We start from the raw sequence: 17,186 nt of genomic DNA, 5'->3' as shown, positions 1-17,186 counted from the left end.
ATGACCAATGGCTAACGTAGACGGCATCTGACTCAGCCTCCATACTGGCCACTGTTCAGACAGGGAAAAGGTGCCAGACGTGCGCAAATCGACCAAACGTACTTTGTATTACATCAATATCGGTGTGATCGCCGCGTTGTTGGCCTATCAGCTGTATCTGAACTTCTCCGAGCCGCGAGTCAGTTCAATGCATGCTGGCCAGATCGAGCGCATTCAGGATCGGCTCGACGGTCGCGAGCGTTTTGAGTTTTCGGTCGTTGGTAACGTCAATAACTCGGTCAGTATCTTCCAGGAGCAGATCATACCGGTCATCAACGCCAGCGAGTCGGCGTTCACCGTGTCTGCCGGTAACGCGGTCAGTGGCGGTGCCGCCGAGAATTACCGCTCGGTCTACACCATTTTCTCTAATCTGAATCAGCCCTGGTTGCTCACGTACGGCAGAAATGAAGACGATGAGCTGGGTCGGCTGCGGTTCTATGAACAGTATGGCCCGCATTTTTATTCCTTTACTGCCGCCAATGCGAAGTTCCTCTTTCTCGACAGCACCGACAACACGGCTTACAACTGGCAACTGGATTGGCTTGAACATGAATTGTCGATGTCTGAAGCGGAGCACCAATTTGTGTTTATTGGCTCGCCGGTTCATCCACCGGCGCACAATACGCCAATTTTTCAGGAAGACAGCTATTTCCAGAACGACCGGGTGGGGGCCGAGATGAGAGCCCTGTTTGAAACCCACCAGGTGGACATCGTATTTTCATCGCAGATATCGGTTTACTACGATCAGACGATTGCAGGCGTGCGCTACATTACTACGGGCGGTGGCGGCGGTCTGATCATCGATGACGAAAACAGCTTTCATCACTATCTGAGAGTCCGGGTAGAAGCCGATGAGGTTATCGCTGAAGTTCGGCACCTGGATATTTTTGAAACCTCCTGGTATCGCACCATCGAGAGTCTCTGGTCTTCGGTCTATACCTTCTTCTACGTCAGTTTCGGGCGTTTTCTGATCATTCTCAGTTTGTTGGTGCTGATCGGCCTCAAATTGCGCGAAACCCTGTTTGAAGACCGGGATTTCTATTCCCAGTACGCCATTGACGACACACCCTGGCGTGATCAGTCGAAGCGCGTTCTGTTTTTTACCAACAATTTCTTCCCGTTTATTTCCGGCGTCACCATTTCCATCGAGCGATTACTGCGCGGTTTGACAGCGCAGGGGCATGAGGTAAAGGTGGTCGCGCCCCGGTACGATCAGGAGGGCGAGCCGAGGGAAGATACACTGCGCGTCAGAACGCTCGCCGCCTTTGGCAGCAAGCGCGAGTTCCGGCTCGCCAACGTCTTTCAACGAAGTATCTTCAGGCTGTTTCGGGAATATAAACCAGACATTGTGCACTTGCATCATCCATTCTGGCTTGGGTCCATCGGGTTGTGGTTGGCCCGGCGAAACAAGGTCGTGTCTGTATACACCTACCATACCCGGCTTGAGATGTACGCGCATTATGTGCCGTTGCCAGGACGCATTTTCCGGAATGTTATTTCGCATGAACTGATCCGGCGCTTTTGCAACCGCTGCGATGGGGTGATCGTGCCGACGGTATCGACGGAGGAATATCTGCGTCTGATCGGCGTAAAATCGCCGGTGTGTGTGCAACCGACCGGTATTGATTTCGAACGGTTCAATCGGCGCAATGACAACCGGATCGACGAACTCAAAGCGCACTTTCAGATTGAAAAGAACGACCGTGTGCTGGTCAGTGTGTCTCGGCTGGGCAAGGAAAAGAACGTGTCCTTTCTGGTCGATGCCATGCATCAATTGCAACAGAAAACGGATAAGAACGTGCGCTTGCTCATGGTGGGCGAGGGCGATGAACGCCCGGTGCTGGAAGAAAAAATTGAAGCACTGGGGCTACAGGCATCGGTGACACTGGTAGGCGCCGTCAGCCCGGATACCATTCCCGACTATTATCAACTGGCCGATGTGTTTGTGTTCGCCTCGAAATCAGAGACCCAGGGTATGGTGATACTGGAAGCAATGGCCGCCGGTCTGCCTGTGGTGGCGGTTCGCTCCAGCGGCACCGATGATGTGATCCAGGATGGCCAGACCGGCTTTAAAACCTTCGACCGGGTGGACCTGTGGGTCGAGCGCGTGCAGTACCTGATCGAACACGATGACGTCCGCGCCGAGTTTGCCGAGCGGGCGGTAGCCTTCGCCAGCCACCACGATACCGATGCCTTCGCTGAACACATCAACGGGTTTTACAGCGAACTGTTAGCCCGCCGTGCTAAGGAGCTTAGTTAGGCTCGATTGCGGTACCGACGTACCAACACCATTACGGTGCCAAACAGTAAAGCGACGATCACCGAGACGCCAAGGGCCCACATCAAGTCCTGGTTGTCTTCGGCCTGAAGGATGCGACCCGCCTGTCCACCCAATACCGTCACGAAAGCCAGCCCGGGAATAATGCCGATGGCCGAACCGACCATATAGCGGGCAAAAGGCATGTTGAAAGCGCCCGCCATCAGGTTGGTAAAGGTGAACGGGGCCAGCGGCAGCAAGTTGATCAGAACCATGGCACGAATACCGCGCACGCTCATGTAACCGGAGAGTGACTTCAGATGCTTGCCACCATAACGCTCCAGTGGTTCGCGCCCCAGCAGATGCCCTATCCAGAAGGTCACCCCCGATGAACTCAGTGTACCCAGGGTGGCGTACAACAACCCCCACCAGGGGCCGAACAACAGGCCAGTCAGAACCACCAGCAAGGTCAACGGAAAGGCGAGCAACAGAGCGACGACATAGACCACTATTGTGCCGGGAACAACCCAGGGCGAAGACCGGACTGCATCCAGCCGGCCAAGCCAGTTTTCCAGCTGCTCTGGTGTCAGCAGGTCGGTGCTGGCCAGGTAGCGCCACAGAATTGCCATAACGATCAGCAGCACGACCAGGGCGAGTAGACGAATGACTGTGCGGGGCATTGCGGTTCCTGACGGGCAAGCCCATCCTGAGAAATGAAAGCCGTATCCTCCGGTAAGGAAGGCACAAGTTCAAGCGACGGGCAAAAAAAGACCCGCCAGAGGCGGGTCAGAAAGCACAACACAAGGAAGTCGGCTGGCCCGGTACCGGATCAGGCCTTAAGGCGCGGGAAGACAGCGCGCGCGTTGTCTTCAAAGACCATCTTCTTCTCAGCGGCGTTTAACTTGGTGTTGCCGTCGATGTAGCGTTTGGTGTCATCGAAGTAGTGACCGGTGCGCGGGTCGATACCTCGCACGGCGCCAATCATTTCCGATGCAAACAGCACGTTTTTGGTCGGAATCACGTCGAGCAGCAGATCGATGCCTTCCTGGTGGTAGACGCAGGTGTCGAAAAAGATGTTGTTCAGTACTTTCTCTTCCAGATCGAAACCCTGATCCTGGGCGATACCGCGGAAACGACCCCAGTGGTAAGGCACAGCGCCACCACCGTGTGGAATGATAAACTTCAGGTCCGGGAAATCCTTGAACAGGTCCGACATCATCAGGTGCACAAAGGCGGTGGTGTCGGCGCTGAGGTAGTAGGAACTGGTGGTGTGAAAGCATTCGTGGCACGAACCCGAAACGTGGATCATCGCCGGAATGTTCAGTTCGCTCATCTTCTCGTAAATCGGGTACCAGAACTTGTCGTGCAGCGGCTTGTCTTTCCAGTAACCGCCGGACGGGTCCGGGTTCAGGTTGCAGCCGATAAAGCCCATCTCGTTAACGGTACGTTCAAGCTCGCGCACCACAGCATCCGGTTTGACGTTGGCACTCTGGGGCAACTGAGCCACCGGCGCAAAGTTTTCCGGGAACAGGTCGCAAACGCGGCGAATCAGATCGTTGCAATGCTCGGTCCAGGCGACGCTGGTGCTTTCGTTGCCAACGTGATGGCCCATCCAGCTGGCGCGCGGTGAGAAAATGGTCAGGTCAGTGCCGCGTTCCTGCTGAAGTTTCAGCTGGTTGTTCTTGATGCTGTCACGAATCTGATCGTCGGTGATGTTCAGAATACCCTTGGTCGTCTGAAACATCGGGTCGTTCTTAAGCTCCGCTTTTTGCTGGTCACGGTAATCGCCCAGCTCCGACGGTGCGGTGGTGTAGTGTCCATGGCAATCGATGATCATGGCCGTCTCCAGTGTTGTTGTAATCCCAGAGTCTCAGGGATGTGTTGTAGTCTCAGTAACTCAAGGTTCGAAGTTTGCACAGGACGAGCGCTGGTTGCCGGTGATGTCTCTGTGGGGAAGTCCGCAACATGGATGTTGCGGCCTAGGCCCCATGGACGGGTTCACGCCGACCCCACAGAGACATCACCGGTAGCCAGCGCGGGCGCAAGCCACCAGTGAACCCCTGACTCCGAAGCTGGTCGCTCAGCGACCAGCCCTTGCCAATTATTTCTGACTGCCATCTTCCAGCACGATTAGGCCCGCGCCGGTGTTGGACGCGGGTACATGATAGAACTTGTAGGTTTCCGACGCATCGTCGCCCATGGCGCCGCGCATGATCAGCCACATCACCAGTTCGATGCCTTCAGAGCCGGCTTCACGCATGTATTCTACGTGTGGGATTTTAGTCAGACCTACCGGGTCTGTGGTCAGGCGGTCGAGGAACGACTGGTCGAATTCGGCGTTGACCAGGCCAGCGCGTTCGCCCTGCAACTGGTGCGACATGCCTCCGGTGCCGAAGATGGCGACCTTGATGTCTTTGTCGTAGGCTTCAACCGCTTTGCGAATTGCCTTGCCCAGGTCGAAGCAGCGTTTACCAGTCGGAGGCGGGTATTGAATCACGTTGACGCACAGCGGGATGATTTTGCACGGCCATTGCTCGGGTTTGTCGAACATGATCGACAGCGGCACGGTGCAGCCGTGGTCGACGGACATTTCGTTGGCGATGGTCATGTCGAATTCATCAAGAATCAGCGATTCGGCCAGATGCCAGGCCAGGTCCGGGTCACCCACAGCGGTTGGCACCTTGCGCGGGCCGTAGCCTTCATCGGCGGGGGGGAATTCTTCTGCCACGCCCAGCGTAAAGGTCGGGATCAGGTTCAGGCCGAAGGCGGAAGCGTGGTCATTGTAGACCACGATCGCCACGTCGGGCATGTTGTCCTGTATCCAGTCGCGGGCGGGTTGGTACCCGTCGAACAGCGGCTTCCAGTATGGATCCTGTTCTTTGCCGTTGTCGATCACGGCGCCAACGGATGGCACGTGCGAGGTGCCAATCCCGGTTACAATGTTAGCCATTCGACTGCTCCTGTTCTTTCTTGCTGCGGTTGCCTTCGACCGGGCGACCGCCGGAAACCATCATCTGACGAAACTCTTCTTCCGTCACGTCGGACATGGCGCCGCCAACAAATTGCATGGACCGGCCATCGAAAATGGCCAGCTTGAAGGTGTAATAAATATTGCCACCCAGACGCAGCATGCCCAGCCAGTCCCGTTCCAGGACGGCGGTCTTCTGCTCGTCGGTCAGCTTGAATTTTTCCAGATACGCCGCTTCGTCTTTGCGGAATTCGTCGCGGTTCTCGGCTTTGTTCAGTGACATGCAGAACATGTTCAGATGGTAGCCTTTGCGGCAATGCTGGCCATCCATCACGTAGGTGCCCGGTATGTCTCGATACTCGCGGTTCATGGGTCGCTCTCTCAATGTTGAATGGTTCGTTCTGGTACGGCGTTGCCAGTATAGTCGTTGTATCGGTTGCCTCCTGTTGTCACTTTCGCTGGGCAACAAGGCACCGTTTTTATTCAACTACGCTTTGGGGGTGACAACCAGACTAGTTAAGTGCACAATTTGGGACAACCTATAACATTAGGACGTTTCGTTCATGAAGTGGAACATATCTGATTTGCCTGTTTTCGTTGCGGTTGTTGAAAAAGAAGGTATTTCGGCCGCGGCACGTTCGTTACGGATGCCGAAGTCGAGCGTTAGCCGGTTCGTACAGCGCTTGGAAGATGACCTGCAGGTACGCCTGCTGGAACGCAATTCCCGCCAGATGCGGATGACCAGCGAAGGCGAAGTATTCTTCAAACACTGTCAGCTGATTATGGAGCAGGTTGAAGCTGCTGACGCGCACATGAATGGCCTGAGCCATACCCCCAGCGGTGAGCTGACCATTTCATTGCCGATGGCGTTCAGCCGCGATGTATTGGCCGGTCACCTGCACCGTTTCAATCAGCAGTACCCGGAAATTCAGCTTAACATCCAGGTAACCCCCACCGCGGTGGACCTGATCGGCGAGCACATTGATCTTGCGGTTCAGGTGGGTGATTTGCCCGACTCGGAACTGATCGCCGTGCCCCTGTTCGAGACCCCGCTGATCTGGGTGGCCAGCCCGAACACTTACCCGGCCGGCCATACCTTCCCCGGCCTGGACGCGCTGGTTGAACAGGTACACGTCTGTGAACGCCGCTACAACAAAACGGCGCTGCCGGTGCGTTATCAGGACGACAAGCACAAGGTCGAAATACAGGCCTCCATCGAGACCACCGATCCGATCATGGTGCGCGATACCGTCATCGCCGGCTCTGGCGTCGGACTGCTGCCTTCCCTGTATTGCCGCACCGCCATCGAACGTGGCGAACTGGTGCAGGTGGCCCAAAACATGGAGCTGGACCTGATGGCCAAAGCCTCGGCAGTCTATACCAGCCGCCGCATGCTAAGCGCCAAGACCCGGTTGTTCATCGAGTTTCTGAAAGACCTGACGACAGAGATGTGAGCCTGGCTTAGTTGTTTACGGTGGTTATTTCGGGTGTCATGAGTTAGAAATTCGCGGACAAAGCGCTCAGGTGGTTACTGTTAGTATGGTGCCAATCGGACTGTCGCGCACGCCTACTGAGGACACGCTGTAAATACATCCCTGTAAGCTCGGAGACCGCATCCATGCGGTCTAACGGCCCTCAGTAGGCGCACCCGACAGTCCTCGGGATAGTAATCGGCTGAATCAGCACGAATTTCTAACTCATGACACCCTAAACCAAGGCGTCATAGCTAGCAGAGCGCTCATTTAATATTTCGATATTACTAGAAATATGTTGACGACCTGCTTCCCGGGTGGATAATCAGCCTCATGACAACACTCACACTTGAACAAGCCGCCGCCCAACTGGCGGAACTGGGCCACCCGACCCGTCTGGGCCTGTACCGCCTGTTAGTACGCGCCGGTCATGGTGGGGCGCCGGTTGCCGAGTTGCAGCAGCAACTGGATGTGCCAGGGTCTACTTTGTCACATCATCTGAGCCGTCTGGTTCATGTTGGTCTGGTGAAGCAGGTTCGGGAAGGGCGGGTATTGCGGTGTTTTGCCCAGTACGACCGGTTGAACACCCTCATCGGTTACCTGATGGAAGAGTGTTGTACCGAGAGCAGTTGCTAACGGTTGAGCGAGTTTTTTTGGTTTTATATTTCGATATATCTGGAATTATGGAGGCATTATGACACTGATACCCGATCACAGTCTTGAGAGTACCCTGAGCGAGTTGCAGCAGGGCTATCAGCAACCCAATACGCATGCGCCGCGCATTCTGGTGTTGTATGGCTCACTGCGGCCAGAGTCGAACAGCCGCAAGCTGGCGCTGAACGCCGCTCAGATGCTGGAGCAGTTCGGGGCCGAAGTGCGGGTGTTTGATCCGGAAGGGTTGCCGGTGTGCGACCGGGTCTCGGTGGATCACCCCAAGGTCGTTGAGCTGCGTGAGCTGGCACAATGGAGCGAGGGCATGGTCTGGTGCTCGCCGGAAATTCATGGTGCTGTGTCGTCGGTGTTTAAAAATCAGATCGACTGGATACCGCTCAGCGACGGCGCGATTCGGCCAACCCAGGGCAAGACGCTGGCGGTGATGCAGGTTAACGGCGGGTCGCAGTCGTTTAATGTGGTCAATGCGCTGCGCGTGCTGGGCCGCTGGATGCGGATGTTCACCATCCCCAATCAGTCGTCGGTGCCCAAAGCCTTTCAGGAGTTCGACGCCGATGGCCAGATGAAGGATTCGCCCTACCGCGACCGGGTTGTCGATGTGATGGAAGAGTTGTTCCGGATGACACTGCTGTTGCGCAACCAGTCTGCGATGCTGACGCACCGGTTTTCAGAGAACAAGGCGGATTATCAGGCTCGGGTTGACGATGTTGCCAGCGTAGAACCCCCGGAAGCCAAACGTCCGTGCTGCGCCTGATTCATCTGCACAGCCAGCCAACGGTGCTGGCCAGCGGTGTATTAACGCTGGCCCTGGTGTCCGACTCTGTACTGTATCTGTTGCTGCCGCTGTACTTTGAAGACTTCGGGCTGACGCTGATCTGGGTCGGTATTTTGCTGTCGGCCAATCGCTTTGTCCGTTTGCTGATCAATCCCTGGCTGCTGCCCTGGTTTGAGCGCTTTGGCCCGCGCACCTCCATGCTGCAAGCCGTTGCCCTGGCCACGGCCGCGAGCCTGGCGTTTCTGATGCTGGCCAGCCCCTGGGTGTTATTGCTTGCTCGGTTGCTGTGGGGCATGGCTTATGCGCTGATGCGGCTGGGGTGTCTGCATTACGCCACCCACCAGCCGGAACGACGCATGGTGAACTTGGGCTGGTACACCAGCTTGCAGGAAGTCGGGCCCTTGTCGGTGTTGCTGGTTGCGCCTTGGCTGGTGCACTACATTGCCATTGAGGCCGTGCTGGTGCTGGCCAGCGCGCTCTGCCTGGTGGCGTTGTGGCCGGCGCTGGCGTTGCCCCGGGCGCAATCGGACCCGCAGGCGCCAACCCGAGCGCGTTTTCCCTGGCCCAATGCCTGGCACCGGCTGACGTTTGTCTTGTGCTTGTTGTTTGACGGGGTCTGGACCGTCGTACTGGCGCCCTTGCTGGTGGTCGCGGGCTGGTCGACGGCCGCCGCACTGGCGATGACCGCCTGGTTGCTGCTGGCCAAGCGATTGTTCAATCTGCTAGTGGGGGTGGTCTCGATTCGGGTAAACCCCTGGGTGCCCGAGCGGCTTTGGCTGGGTATTTCCCTGGCGCTAATGCTGGTCGCCGGCGGGTTAATGGCCTTGACGGAAGTGCTCTGGGCCAGTGTGTTCGCCATCACCGGGCACGGGCTTTATATGATATTGGTGCCCAAGCGGCTGGCGGACGAGGCATTGTCTGATGGCAGCCGCCATCACAGCCTGAATGGTTTTACCTTTTGGCGGGATCTGGCCGCCGCCGTGGGTGCCTTGCTGGCCAGTCTGTTGCTGGCTGGGGCCTGGACGCCGGTGTTCTACGGTTTGCTGACCGGTTTGGTGGCATTGATGCTGCTGTCGGCAAGGTACGGTGTTACGTCGTCTACATCGAATTGATCGGGCAGTAGAAAACGCTCGGCATAGTCTCTCCATTTACCGCTGCGCAAAAACAGCTCGAATACATCCGGGTCGATGTGCTGGTCGTCGCGCATGGTTTTCAGAATGGAAAACGCCTGGCTCAGTGGCATCGGGGGTTTGTAGGGGCGTTCTTTCGCGGTCAGCGCTTCAAACACATCGGCCACGCCCATCATCCGGGCCGGAATCGACATTTGCTCGCGGGTCAGGCCACGCGGAAAGCCGCGCCCGTCCATTCTTTCATGATGTCCGCCCGCATATTCGGGTACCCGGCGCAGTTTGGGTGGAAAGGGCAGTTGTTCGAGAATATCGATGGTTATGTCGATGTGGCGATTAATCGCCTGGCGCTCGTCGTCGTTCAGGGTACCCCGGGTAATGCACAGGTTGGTGACTTCATCGTCGTTCAGTAATGGCTGGGTGATGCCCCAGGCATCTCGCCAGGTTTGGCTGGCAATGGTCCGAACCCGGTCTTTGTCCGGCTCGGGCATAAACTCCCCGCCGCGATTAATCCGCTCCAGAAAATCCAGATCTTCACGCAAGGCATCGGCTTCAGCCGCCGACGCTGCCTGAGCCATGGCGGCTGCGAAGCGCGCGGCAACGGCATCGAAGCCATCGAGCAGGCGTTGCAGTTTGCGCCCTTTGTTCAAAATGGTTTCCGAGGTGGCCAGCTTGCCGCAATCGTGCAGCCAGGCCGCTACGTGCAGTTCATACCATTCATCATCGTTCAAATTGAAGTCGGCAAAGTAACCGTCGGTCTCGTCGCAGGCGGCGCGCGCCATCATCTCCGTCAGCACCGGAATGCGCTCGCAATGGGCCGAGGTATGCGACGACCGAACATCGATAATGCGCGCCAACGCCTGAATAAAGGCATCGAGCAGGTCTTTGTGGCTTTGCACCAGTAACTGGTTATCGAGCGACAGCGCAGCAAACTTGGCCATGGCCTGAACGGTGCGCTGGTCATCATCGGTAAAGGGGCGGGTCTCGCCTTCCGCAGTGTGTGCATTAATCAGCTGCAGCACGCCGATCACCCGGTCTTCATGGTTTAACAGCGGCAGGGTCAGCATGGACCGAGAGCGATAGCGGTGTTCGGCATCAAAATGGCGGGTACCGCTGAAATCAAAATCGCCAGTCTGATAGACGTCATCAATATTGACCGCCTGACGCGTCAGGGCCACCCAGGAGGCCACATTCTGATGATTTGGCTGGCCGCTCCCCGAGCCATTCGACGGGCGATGATAAAGCGGAATGGCTGGCCATTGGCTCAACTGACCCGGGTCGCGGCTTTCCAGCCCAAGCACCGTATTATGAATGGCCTTAAAGACTAACTGAGGAGAATCCGAACTTTCATCCAGCTGGTAAAAAGTGCCACCTTCAGCCCCGGTCAGCAACCGGGCTTCTTTCAGAATGCGATGCATCAGCCCGGCAACGGTGGTTTCCCGGGCCAGGCGGACCAGCAAATCACTGGTGGAATCCACACTCCAGGCGGCTAGTGCCCTTTCCGTGTGTTCTGAGTGATGTCGAACAGAAGGGTCGGGGGTCGTCATACTGCGCTCCTGAGGTCCCGATAACGACTGGCAGTGCCACAGCAGAAAAGCATAGCCCAGATGTGCGGTGGAGTGACCCCTTTGGGGGCAAAATAGTTGGTTACTTGGCAACTGAGTCAGAAATCCGTGTTGGCCACCGGGCGGGCCTATCCGGGGTCGGCGTGAACCCGTCCATGGGGCCTAGACCGCAGCATCCATGCTGCGGACTACCCCGGATAGGCCCACCCGGCAGCCAACACTCGGTTAGGTGGTTGCATTTGGTCAACAAGAATCGCTTGTAGCGATGAAATCTACCACTGGGGAGGGTGTTCTCTACTCCTCAACCGTCCGAACTTCACCCTCACGCCCGGCCATTCGGGTGCGTAGCCAGCCCCAGAGCCGCCGGGTGGTGCGATTGGGCGTAGCCTGGTTGTAAAACGAGGCTTGCCCGGGGTCGCGGATCTGGGTAAAGCGTTCGAGTTGGTTGCGTCGGGCGGCCGCGCGGCGGTTATCGGCCGCACTTAACGCCGCCGGGTCGTCGTCGGATACCCAATCGAGAATGGCGATGTTCAGGCTGCCGATCAGGTCGGGCAGGTCGGGTTCGATGGTTTTGGCGTTGACCATCATCAGCCCGTAGCCGATCTCCTGGTCTGGCTGCAGCCGTTCCGAGAGGTAGCGGGCCCCCCAATAGGCGCCCTCACCGTAGCCCAGAATCACCAGATTGAACTGGCCGTCCTGGTTCAGGCGTTGCAGCGCAAGCGCAATGCGGTTGAGCGTCGTTTCGGCATCGGTGGCATAGCCGCCAACCAGCGGCAGGGCGATCGACAGGGTGTTCCAGCCAACATCGGGCAAATAGGTCCGAGCCTGTTGCAGCAGCACTGGCCAATCCGGGTTGTGGCCCTGGTCGTGCAGAATCAGCACCGCGCCCTGTGGGGTGGCTGTGCGTTGCTGCAGGCTTAGGCCCAGGAAGGCGTTGTCGCCTTCGCCAAGAATGACGACTTCTTCGCCATTTTGCGCATTGGCCCGGGCTTGTGCCAGGTCATTCAGGTGGTTGGCACGCGCCTGGCCCAGCGCCTCTGCCCGGCTGAAAGCGCTAACCGCGAGCAGGGCGCACAGGCTGACTGTTAGCAGCAGGGAGCGTTTTGTCATCGGTTGGTGACCCGGGTTTTATCGCTGGTCGGACACATTGGCGTTTGACCTCCCTCTGGCAGTCACTAGAATGGGCGTTCCGCCAGCCGTGAGACGCCCCGAAATGTCCGATTTTGTCATAGCCCCCTCCATATTGTCCGCCGATTTTGCCCGCCTGGGCGAAGAAGTGGATGCCGTCCTGAACGCCGGTGCCGACTGGGTCCACTTCGATGTGATGGACAACCACTACGTGCCCAACCTGACCATCGGCCCCATGGTGTGCAAGGCATTGCGCAATCACGGCGTGACCGCGCCCATCGACGTGCACCTGATGGTGTCTCCAGTAGATCGGCTGATTGGCGACTTTATTGAGGCTGGCGCCAGCATCATTACCTTTCACCCGGAAGCCAGCGACCACATCGATCGATCGCTGCAGCTGATTCGCGACGGCGGCTGCAAGGCCGGCCTGGTCTTCAACCCGGCCACCCCGCTGCATTATCTGGATTACGTGATGGACAAGATCGATCAAGTGCTGATTATGTCGGTCAACCCCGGTTTCGGCGGTCAGTCATTCCTGCCTTCCGCGCTCGATAAACTGCGCGACGCCCGCGCCCGTATACAAGCCTCGGGCCGCGATATCCGGTTGGAAGTCGACGGCGGCGTGAAAGTCGATAATATTCGGGCCATCGCTGAGGCTGGCGCCGATGCGTTCGTTGCCGGGTCGGCCATTTTTAATGCCGATGACTATAAAACCCGTATCGCCGACATGCGCGAGGAACTGGCCAAAACCCGCAGCGCCTGACTGGGGTTGCTACCCGGTTGGTGGCGCAATGGCGTTAACAATGTGTTTTTTACTCACGTTTCGGAGTTCGCGGCTGGCTTCGTTGTCAGTCGTCCGCACCGGCCACCAGGCAGGGCTATCGAGGGTCGGCGTAAACCTGTCCATGGCGGTCCGACGATTCGGGCCTGGACCGCAGCATCCCTGCTGCGGACCACCCTCGATAGCCCTGCCTGGCGTCCGATGCTAATCCTTTGCTAGCGAACTCCGAAACGTGAGTGGTTAGCATTTCGGCTTCATAATGATGTTTTATTTAAGCGGTGCCGCGTATGCACCGCTACTCACCCGGGAGATCCTGTGGAAGAATTATTGGTATTTGACCTCGACGGCACGCTGATTGACGGCGAAGATTGCATAACGGACCTGACGCGCACTGCGTTGAACAAACTGGATGAGCTGGGCGTTGCCTGGACCGTCGCCACCGGCCGTATGCCGCATGGCGGTCGCGAAGCCCTGCCTGATGTGCGGTTCCGCCATCCCCAGGCGTACAAAAACGGCGTGCTGATCTGGGATCTGAACGAAAACGTGCGCATCAACGCCCAGCCGATGGACCCGATGGAGCTGGTTGAAGTTTGCCGTCGCCTCGAAGTGCACGGCATTAACCCCTGGCTGAATACCCTGGACCACGAAGACCGCATTGGTGCCGTGATTCGCCGCATCGGCACCGAGCGTGAAGAAGCCTGGGCCAAATACATGGAAAGCCAGGCGATCAACGTGCAATTGAACTCCGATTTTTCCTCGATTCAGGAGCAGATTCTGAACGTCTTCGCCGTGACTGAGAACCAGAAAGTCCTGTACATGGCCGAAGAACTGGCCGACATGCCCAATGTGCAAGTCTACGCCGGGCCCGATATGTACCGCGAAGGCTATTACTGGATGGACATTCACCACATCAGCGGCACCAAGGGCGATGCGGTTAAGTTTCTGCAGCGTCAGACCGGGGCCAAGCGCCTGGTCTGCTTTGGCGATTCAGACAACGATGTCAGCATGTTCAAGCTCGCCGACGAAGCTTACGCCATGGAAAACGCCCTCGATGAAGTAAAAGCCGTATCGACCGGCATCATCGGCAAGAACACCGACAGCGCCATTGCCTATTTCCTGGCAGAGCGTTACGGCTTCAGTCTGTGACACCGGTAACGGCCATACTCTTTGATCTCGACGGCACTCTGGTCGACAGTGCGCGCGGCATTCACGCCGCGCTCAATGAGGTATTAACCACGCTCACCGGTCACGGCTGCAGCATCGACGATGTGCGCCGTTGGGTCGGCAATGGGCCGGAAAAACTGGTTGAGCGCGGCCTCTACAGCCACGGTTACGAAGACGATGCCAGCAGGGCACATGCGCTGTTTCGCGAGGCTTATCAGCGTACGCTGATGCAGGCTGATATTTACCCCGGCGTCATCAAGGGCCTGGCAACCTTGCAACACCAGGGGCTCAGGCTGGCTTGCATTACCAATAAAAGCTCTCACTTTACCGGCACCTTTCTGGCTGAACTGGGGCTGGCGCCCTTCTTTGACCGGGTAGTGTGCGGCGACGAAGTCGAGCGGCCCAAGCCCGACCCGCAAAGCCTGGTTCAGGTGTGTGCCGAATTCGGCATTGAACCGGCCGAAGCCATCATGGTCGGGGATTCTGAAAACGACCTTAAGCCGGCCCATGCTCTTGGGATGCGTGGCATTGCCGTCGGTTATGGTTATCATGGCAATGTGCCGCTGGAAGCGTTTCATCCATTGGCCATTGTCGATGACTTCGAGTCTGTCGTTGCGCTGTGTCTGGCCGCTGCAAGCCCTGCGCCACAGCACTAACCCTTCCTCACACAAGGACCTCTGTGATGTATTTAGCTCAAATGCTGGTGGCGCTGGTCGCCTTGCTGCACCTCGGTTTTTTGGTGCTGGAAATGTTTTTATGGACGTCACCGATTGGCCGCAAGGTGTTTGGCATGAACGCCGAAAAAGCCGAAGTAACCAAAGTAATGGCCGCTAACCAGGGCCTTTATAATGGCTTTCTGGTTGCGGGTTTGCTCTGGGGATTGTTACTTGGCACGGCCGGTGTCCCGGTCATGATCTTCTTTCTCAGTTGCGTCATTGTTGCAGGGGTTTATGGGGCCGCCACCGTCAGCCGCAAGATTTTATGGGTGCAGGCAGTACCGGCCATTGTAGCGTTGGTGGTGCTTGGCATCGTTGCGCCGTTCAGCGGTGGCTAGCGGCCAGCCCTTCAAACGCTCTCCCGCGCCCAGGGAGAGCGTTCGCCCTGGGGGTTAACGTACCAGGCAAATAGTGTTACTCCTGTTCGTCCTCAATAAACAGAAAATTCGCAATCAATTCCTTGCCCCCTTCAGTCGCAAACGACTCCGGATGAAACTGAATGCCGTGAATCGGATAATCGCGATGCTTAACTCCCATTAATTCGAAATTCCCACCCCGGGCCAGTCGCTCCCGATCTTCAAAATCCTCTGCACTCAGGTCTCCGACCGAGGCGGTAACCTGTAAACACTCGGGTAAGGTTTCAGCCGCGGCGATCAGCGAGTGATAACGCATCACATCCAGCTGATCCGGCACGCCGCGAAACACCGACTGGCCGTTGTGTGTGACCGGGCTGATTTTGCCGTGCATCGGCAATGGCGCCTTAACCACTTGGCCGCCAAATACATGCACAATGCCCTGCATGCCCAGGCACACCCCGAGCAGGGGTGTCGTTTTACCCAGTTTCTCGATGACGTCGGCACAGACACCAAAGTAACGCTCATCATCCGGTGAGCCCGGGCCAGGCGAAATGATGATTCGATCCGGCGCCATTGCATTAATGTCGTCAAAGCTGATTTGGTCGTTGCGGCGCACCAGAATCTCGAACTGCTCAATCGTGCCCCGGTTCTTGGCCGACGTCAGAATTTCCCCAATAAACTGGTAGAGGTTATAGGTGAACGAATCGTAGTTGTCGATGATCAGGATGTTCATGCCGACGCCTCCGAATCCATAAAAGGCTCCAGCGCCTTGCGTGTGCCCGCAAACTTGCGACGAATTTCCTCATACTCATCGTCGGCGTTGCTGTCGTAGACATTGCCACCGCAGGTTTGCACATAGGCGCGCTCGCCGTTCACAAATACCGTACGGATGGGAATGGCGAAGGTGCAATCGCCATTGAACGAGAACTGACCGACGGCCCCACCATAGGGACCACGCCCATCAGTCTCCAGATCATTGATGATTTTCATGGCTTCAATTTTGGGTGCCCCGGTCAGCGTGCCCGCCGGGAAATTGCTGGCCAGGGCTGAGAACATGTCTTCACCCTCGGCCATAATGCCGACGATCTCGCTGGAAATATGCTGCACATGGCTGAAGCGTTTAATGTCCATCAGGCTGCGCACTTTTACCGTGCCGAACTGCGCTACGCGACCAATGTCGTTGCGGTGCAGGTCGACAATCATATTGTGCTCGGCAATTTCTTTCGGGTCGTTCAGCAGAGCGCGGGCGTACTGCGTATCTTCCTGGGCATTGGCGCCGCGCTTGGTGGTGCCCGCCAGCGGGAAGGTTTCCATCTCGCCCTGGCGCAAACGAAACAGCATTTCCGGGCTGGCGCCCACCAATTTCTGCGCGCCGAATTTCACATAGTACATCTGCGGCGACGGATTTATTTCCCGCATTTTTTCGTAAAGGGCCAACGTGTCGCCTTCAATTTTGAAGCGCTTTTTAAAACCGACTTCGCACTGAAATATCTTGCCGTCGATGATGTCCTGCTTAACTTTCGCCACGGCCACAGCGTGTTCTGTCTGGCTCATGGTATCGCCGAGTGCGGTTATGCGAAGCTCACCATTCGGCACGTCGTCAGATTCGATGAGCGACTGCAGAAAATCATAGCGGCTGTTGTCGTAATAAAAGTAGGTAACCTCACCGGTCATTTTGTCGAGAATCAGGCCATCTTTGTACAAACCAAACCGAAAGGTGTCGAAGTCATCATTGGCCTTTAGCTGCAGCGTCGGCTCGAAATACTGCATCGCATCGTAGCCCAGGTAGCCAGACAGCCCGCCCGCGTACTTCCGCGAAATGATGTTCTGCGGCATCAGGCTGCGCAATAAGTCATACGGGTTGCTGCTTGAATAGGTATTGGAATGGCCGTCGCGGTCTTCAATGGTCAGTTCCTGGCCGTTGGCATACAGGCAATATTCCGGATCAAACCCGATGATGGAATGCCGGGCAATGTGGCTGTCTTCACCGAGCGACTCCAGCATGTAGCAAGTATCGAACTGCTTATCGATCTTTTTGAACAACTGAAAAAAATCGCAGTCAGCGGCCAGCTTCACGTAGTGCGGTTTGCGCGGCAGCGTAAAGGGTTTGGGCATGTCAGACATAAAGGCATCCTGGCAAGGTGGGTTCCGTTGATGTGGGTAGGG

The 17,186-nt window shown here is 56.9% G+C and carries 17 protein-coding genes; 9 read left to right on the top strand and 8 right to left on the bottom strand.

The features are described 5' to 3' along the window. The first annotated feature begins 79 nt into the window (after positions 1 to 79). The gene (locus EP166_RS14715; protein ID WP_127558414.1) at positions 80 to 2,299 is read left to right on the top strand and encodes a glycosyltransferase; all 2,220 of its coding nucleotides are present in this window, start codon (positions 80 to 82) and stop codon (positions 2,297 to 2,299) included. Here the strand turns inward: EP166_RS14715 and EP166_RS14710 are convergent. From EP166_RS14710 to ligA, 4 genes are all read right to left on the bottom strand, one after another. After that, positions 2,296 to 2,976 carry a TVP38/TMEM64 family protein gene (locus EP166_RS14710; protein ID WP_127558412.1) on the bottom strand — a complete coding sequence of 227 codons (681 nt, stop codon included), beginning with the start codon at positions 2,974 to 2,976 and terminating at the stop codon, positions 2,296 to 2,298. The genes EP166_RS14715 and EP166_RS14710 overlap by 4 nt on opposite strands. 149 nt (positions 2,977 to 3,125) lie before the next feature. Continuing rightward, the gene (locus EP166_RS14705; protein ID WP_127558410.1) at positions 3,126 to 4,133 is read right to left on the bottom strand and encodes an amidohydrolase family protein; all 1,008 of its coding nucleotides are present in this window, start codon (positions 4,131 to 4,133) and stop codon (positions 3,126 to 3,128) included. Between the two features lie 264 nt (positions 4,134 to 4,397). After that, entirely contained in the window at positions 4,398 to 5,246 is an 849-nt protein-coding gene (locus tag EP166_RS14700) for a class III extradiol dioxygenase subunit beta (protein ID WP_127558408.1), read from the bottom strand. Beyond that, the gene (ligA, locus tag EP166_RS14695; RefSeq protein WP_181952725.1) at positions 5,239 to 5,634 is read right to left on the bottom strand and encodes a protocatechuate 4,5-dioxygenase subunit alpha; all 396 of its coding nucleotides are present in this window, start codon (positions 5,632 to 5,634) and stop codon (positions 5,239 to 5,241) included. Before ligA ends, EP166_RS14700 begins: the two co-directional genes overlap by 8 nt. Positions 5,635 to 5,827: 193 nt before the next feature. Here ligA and EP166_RS14690 point away from each other — a divergent pair, with 193 nt between their 5' ends. The 4 genes from EP166_RS14690 to EP166_RS14675 all read left to right on the top strand — a co-directional run bounded on the left by EP166_RS14690 (position 5,828) and on the right by EP166_RS14675 (position 9,295). Next, entirely contained in the window at positions 5,828 to 6,718 is an 891-nt protein-coding gene (locus EP166_RS14690) for a LysR family transcriptional regulator (RefSeq protein ID WP_127558404.1), read from the top strand. Between the two features lie 351 nt (positions 6,719 to 7,069). Beyond that, the gene (locus tag EP166_RS14685; RefSeq protein WP_127558402.1) at positions 7,070 to 7,372 is read left to right on the top strand and encodes an ArsR/SmtB family transcription factor; all 303 of its coding nucleotides are present in this window, start codon (positions 7,070 to 7,072) and stop codon (positions 7,370 to 7,372) included. A 58-nt stretch (positions 7,373 to 7,430) separates the two neighbouring features. After that, positions 7,431 to 8,162: an arsenical resistance protein ArsH gene (gene arsH, locus EP166_RS14680; RefSeq protein ID WP_127558400.1), complete on the top strand. Its 732-nt coding sequence runs from the start codon at positions 7,431 to 7,433 to the stop codon at positions 8,160 to 8,162. Next, positions 8,150 to 9,295, top strand: a complete 1,146-nt coding sequence (locus tag EP166_RS14675) for an MFS transporter (RefSeq protein WP_127558398.1) — start codon at positions 8,150 to 8,152, stop codon at positions 9,293 to 9,295. The genes arsH and EP166_RS14675 overlap by 13 nt, the downstream gene beginning before the upstream one ends. On the opposite strand, the gene EP166_RS14670 is transcribed toward EP166_RS14675, so the two are convergent. Beyond that, positions 9,217 to 10,857, bottom strand: coding sequence for an HD family phosphohydrolase (locus tag EP166_RS14670; RefSeq protein ID WP_127558396.1), 1,641 nt, complete (start codon positions 10,855 to 10,857; stop codon positions 9,217 to 9,219). The two genes, EP166_RS14675 and EP166_RS14670, sit on opposite strands and share 79 nt — an antisense overlap. Positions 10,858 to 11,169: 312 nt before the next feature. Further along, positions 11,170 to 11,985, bottom strand: coding sequence for a DUF3530 family protein (locus tag EP166_RS14665; protein WP_127558394.1), 816 nt, complete (start codon positions 11,983 to 11,985; stop codon positions 11,170 to 11,172). 103 nt (positions 11,986 to 12,088) lie between these two features. On the opposite strand from EP166_RS14665, the gene rpe reads away from it, so the two are divergent. From rpe to EP166_RS14645, 4 genes are all read left to right on the top strand, one after another. Continuing rightward, positions 12,089 to 12,766 carry a ribulose-phosphate 3-epimerase gene (rpe, locus tag EP166_RS14660; protein WP_127558392.1) on the top strand — a complete coding sequence of 226 codons (678 nt, stop codon included), beginning with the start codon at positions 12,089 to 12,091 and terminating at the stop codon, positions 12,764 to 12,766. Between the two features lie 333 nt (positions 12,767 to 13,099). After that, the gene (locus EP166_RS14655; RefSeq protein ID WP_127558390.1) at positions 13,100 to 13,930 is read left to right on the top strand and encodes an HAD-IIB family hydrolase; all 831 of its coding nucleotides are present in this window, start codon (positions 13,100 to 13,102) and stop codon (positions 13,928 to 13,930) included. Further along, a complete protein-coding gene (locus EP166_RS14650; protein ID WP_164743955.1) occupies positions 13,927 to 14,604 on the top strand; it encodes an HAD family hydrolase in 678 nt (225 codons plus the stop codon). Before EP166_RS14655 ends, EP166_RS14650 begins: the two co-directional genes overlap by 4 nt. 26 nt (positions 14,605 to 14,630) lie before the next feature. After that, positions 14,631 to 15,002: a DUF1304 domain-containing protein gene (locus EP166_RS14645; RefSeq protein WP_127558386.1), complete on the top strand. Its 372-nt coding sequence runs from the start codon at positions 14,631 to 14,633 to the stop codon at positions 15,000 to 15,002. Positions 15,003 to 15,078: 76 nt separating this feature from the next. On the opposite strand, the gene EP166_RS14640 is transcribed toward EP166_RS14645, so the two are convergent. Together EP166_RS14640 and EP166_RS14635 are read right to left on the bottom strand one after the other, a co-directional pair. After that, on the bottom strand, positions 15,079 to 15,753 hold the full coding sequence (locus tag EP166_RS14640; RefSeq protein ID WP_127558384.1) for an anthranilate synthase component II: 675 nt from the start codon (positions 15,751 to 15,753) through the stop codon (positions 15,079 to 15,081). Then, a complete protein-coding gene (locus tag EP166_RS14635) occupies positions 15,750 to 17,144 on the bottom strand; it encodes an anthranilate synthase component I family protein (protein ID WP_127558382.1) in 1,395 nt (464 codons plus the stop codon). Before EP166_RS14635 ends, EP166_RS14640 begins: the two co-directional genes overlap by 4 nt. Positions 17,145 to 17,186 lie beyond the last annotated feature (42 nt).

This window comes from Saccharospirillum alexandrii, from assembly GCF_004000275.1.
GTDB lineage: Bacteria > Pseudomonadota > Gammaproteobacteria > Pseudomonadales > Natronospirillaceae > Saccharospirillum > Saccharospirillum alexandrii.
Note: the sequence above shows the minus strand (reverse complement) of the source record. Positions and strands in the feature narration are given on the sequence as shown.

Coding starts and splice junctions, on each gene's coding strand:
- EP166_RS14635 (WP_127558382.1), bottom strand. CDS start 17,144: ATGTCTGACATGCCCAAACCCTTTACGCTGCCGCGCAAACCGCACTAC.
- ligA (WP_181952725.1), bottom strand. CDS start 5,634: ATGAACCGCGAGTATCGAGACATACCGGGCACCTACGTGATGGATGGC.
- rpe (WP_127558392.1), top strand. CDS start 12,089: ATGTCCGATTTTGTCATAGCCCCCTCCATATTGTCCGCCGATTTTGCC.
- EP166_RS14690 (WP_127558404.1), top strand. CDS start 5,828: ATGAAGTGGAACATATCTGATTTGCCTGTTTTCGTTGCGGTTGTTGAA.
- EP166_RS14705 (WP_127558410.1), bottom strand. CDS start 4,133: ATGATCATCGATTGCCATGGACACTACACCACCGCACCGTCGGAGCTG.
- EP166_RS14670 (WP_127558396.1), bottom strand. CDS start 10,857: ATGACGACCCCCGACCCTTCTGTTCGACATCACTCAGAACACACGGAA.
- EP166_RS14640 (WP_127558384.1), bottom strand. CDS start 15,753: ATGAACATCCTGATCATCGACAACTACGATTCGTTCACCTATAACCTC.
- arsH (WP_127558400.1), top strand. CDS start 7,431: ATGACACTGATACCCGATCACAGTCTTGAGAGTACCCTGAGCGAGTTG.
- EP166_RS14685 (WP_127558402.1), top strand. CDS start 7,070: ATGACAACACTCACACTTGAACAAGCCGCCGCCCAACTGGCGGAACTG.
- EP166_RS14700 (WP_127558408.1), bottom strand. CDS start 5,246: ATGGCTAACATTGTAACCGGGATTGGCACCTCGCACGTGCCATCCGTT.
- EP166_RS14665 (WP_127558394.1), bottom strand. CDS start 11,985: ATGACAAAACGCTCCCTGCTGCTAACAGTCAGCCTGTGCGCCCTGCTC.
- EP166_RS14710 (WP_127558412.1), bottom strand. CDS start 2,976: ATGCCCCGCACAGTCATTCGTCTACTCGCCCTGGTCGTGCTGCTGATC.
- EP166_RS14645 (WP_127558386.1), top strand. CDS start 14,631: ATGTATTTAGCTCAAATGCTGGTGGCGCTGGTCGCCTTGCTGCACCTC.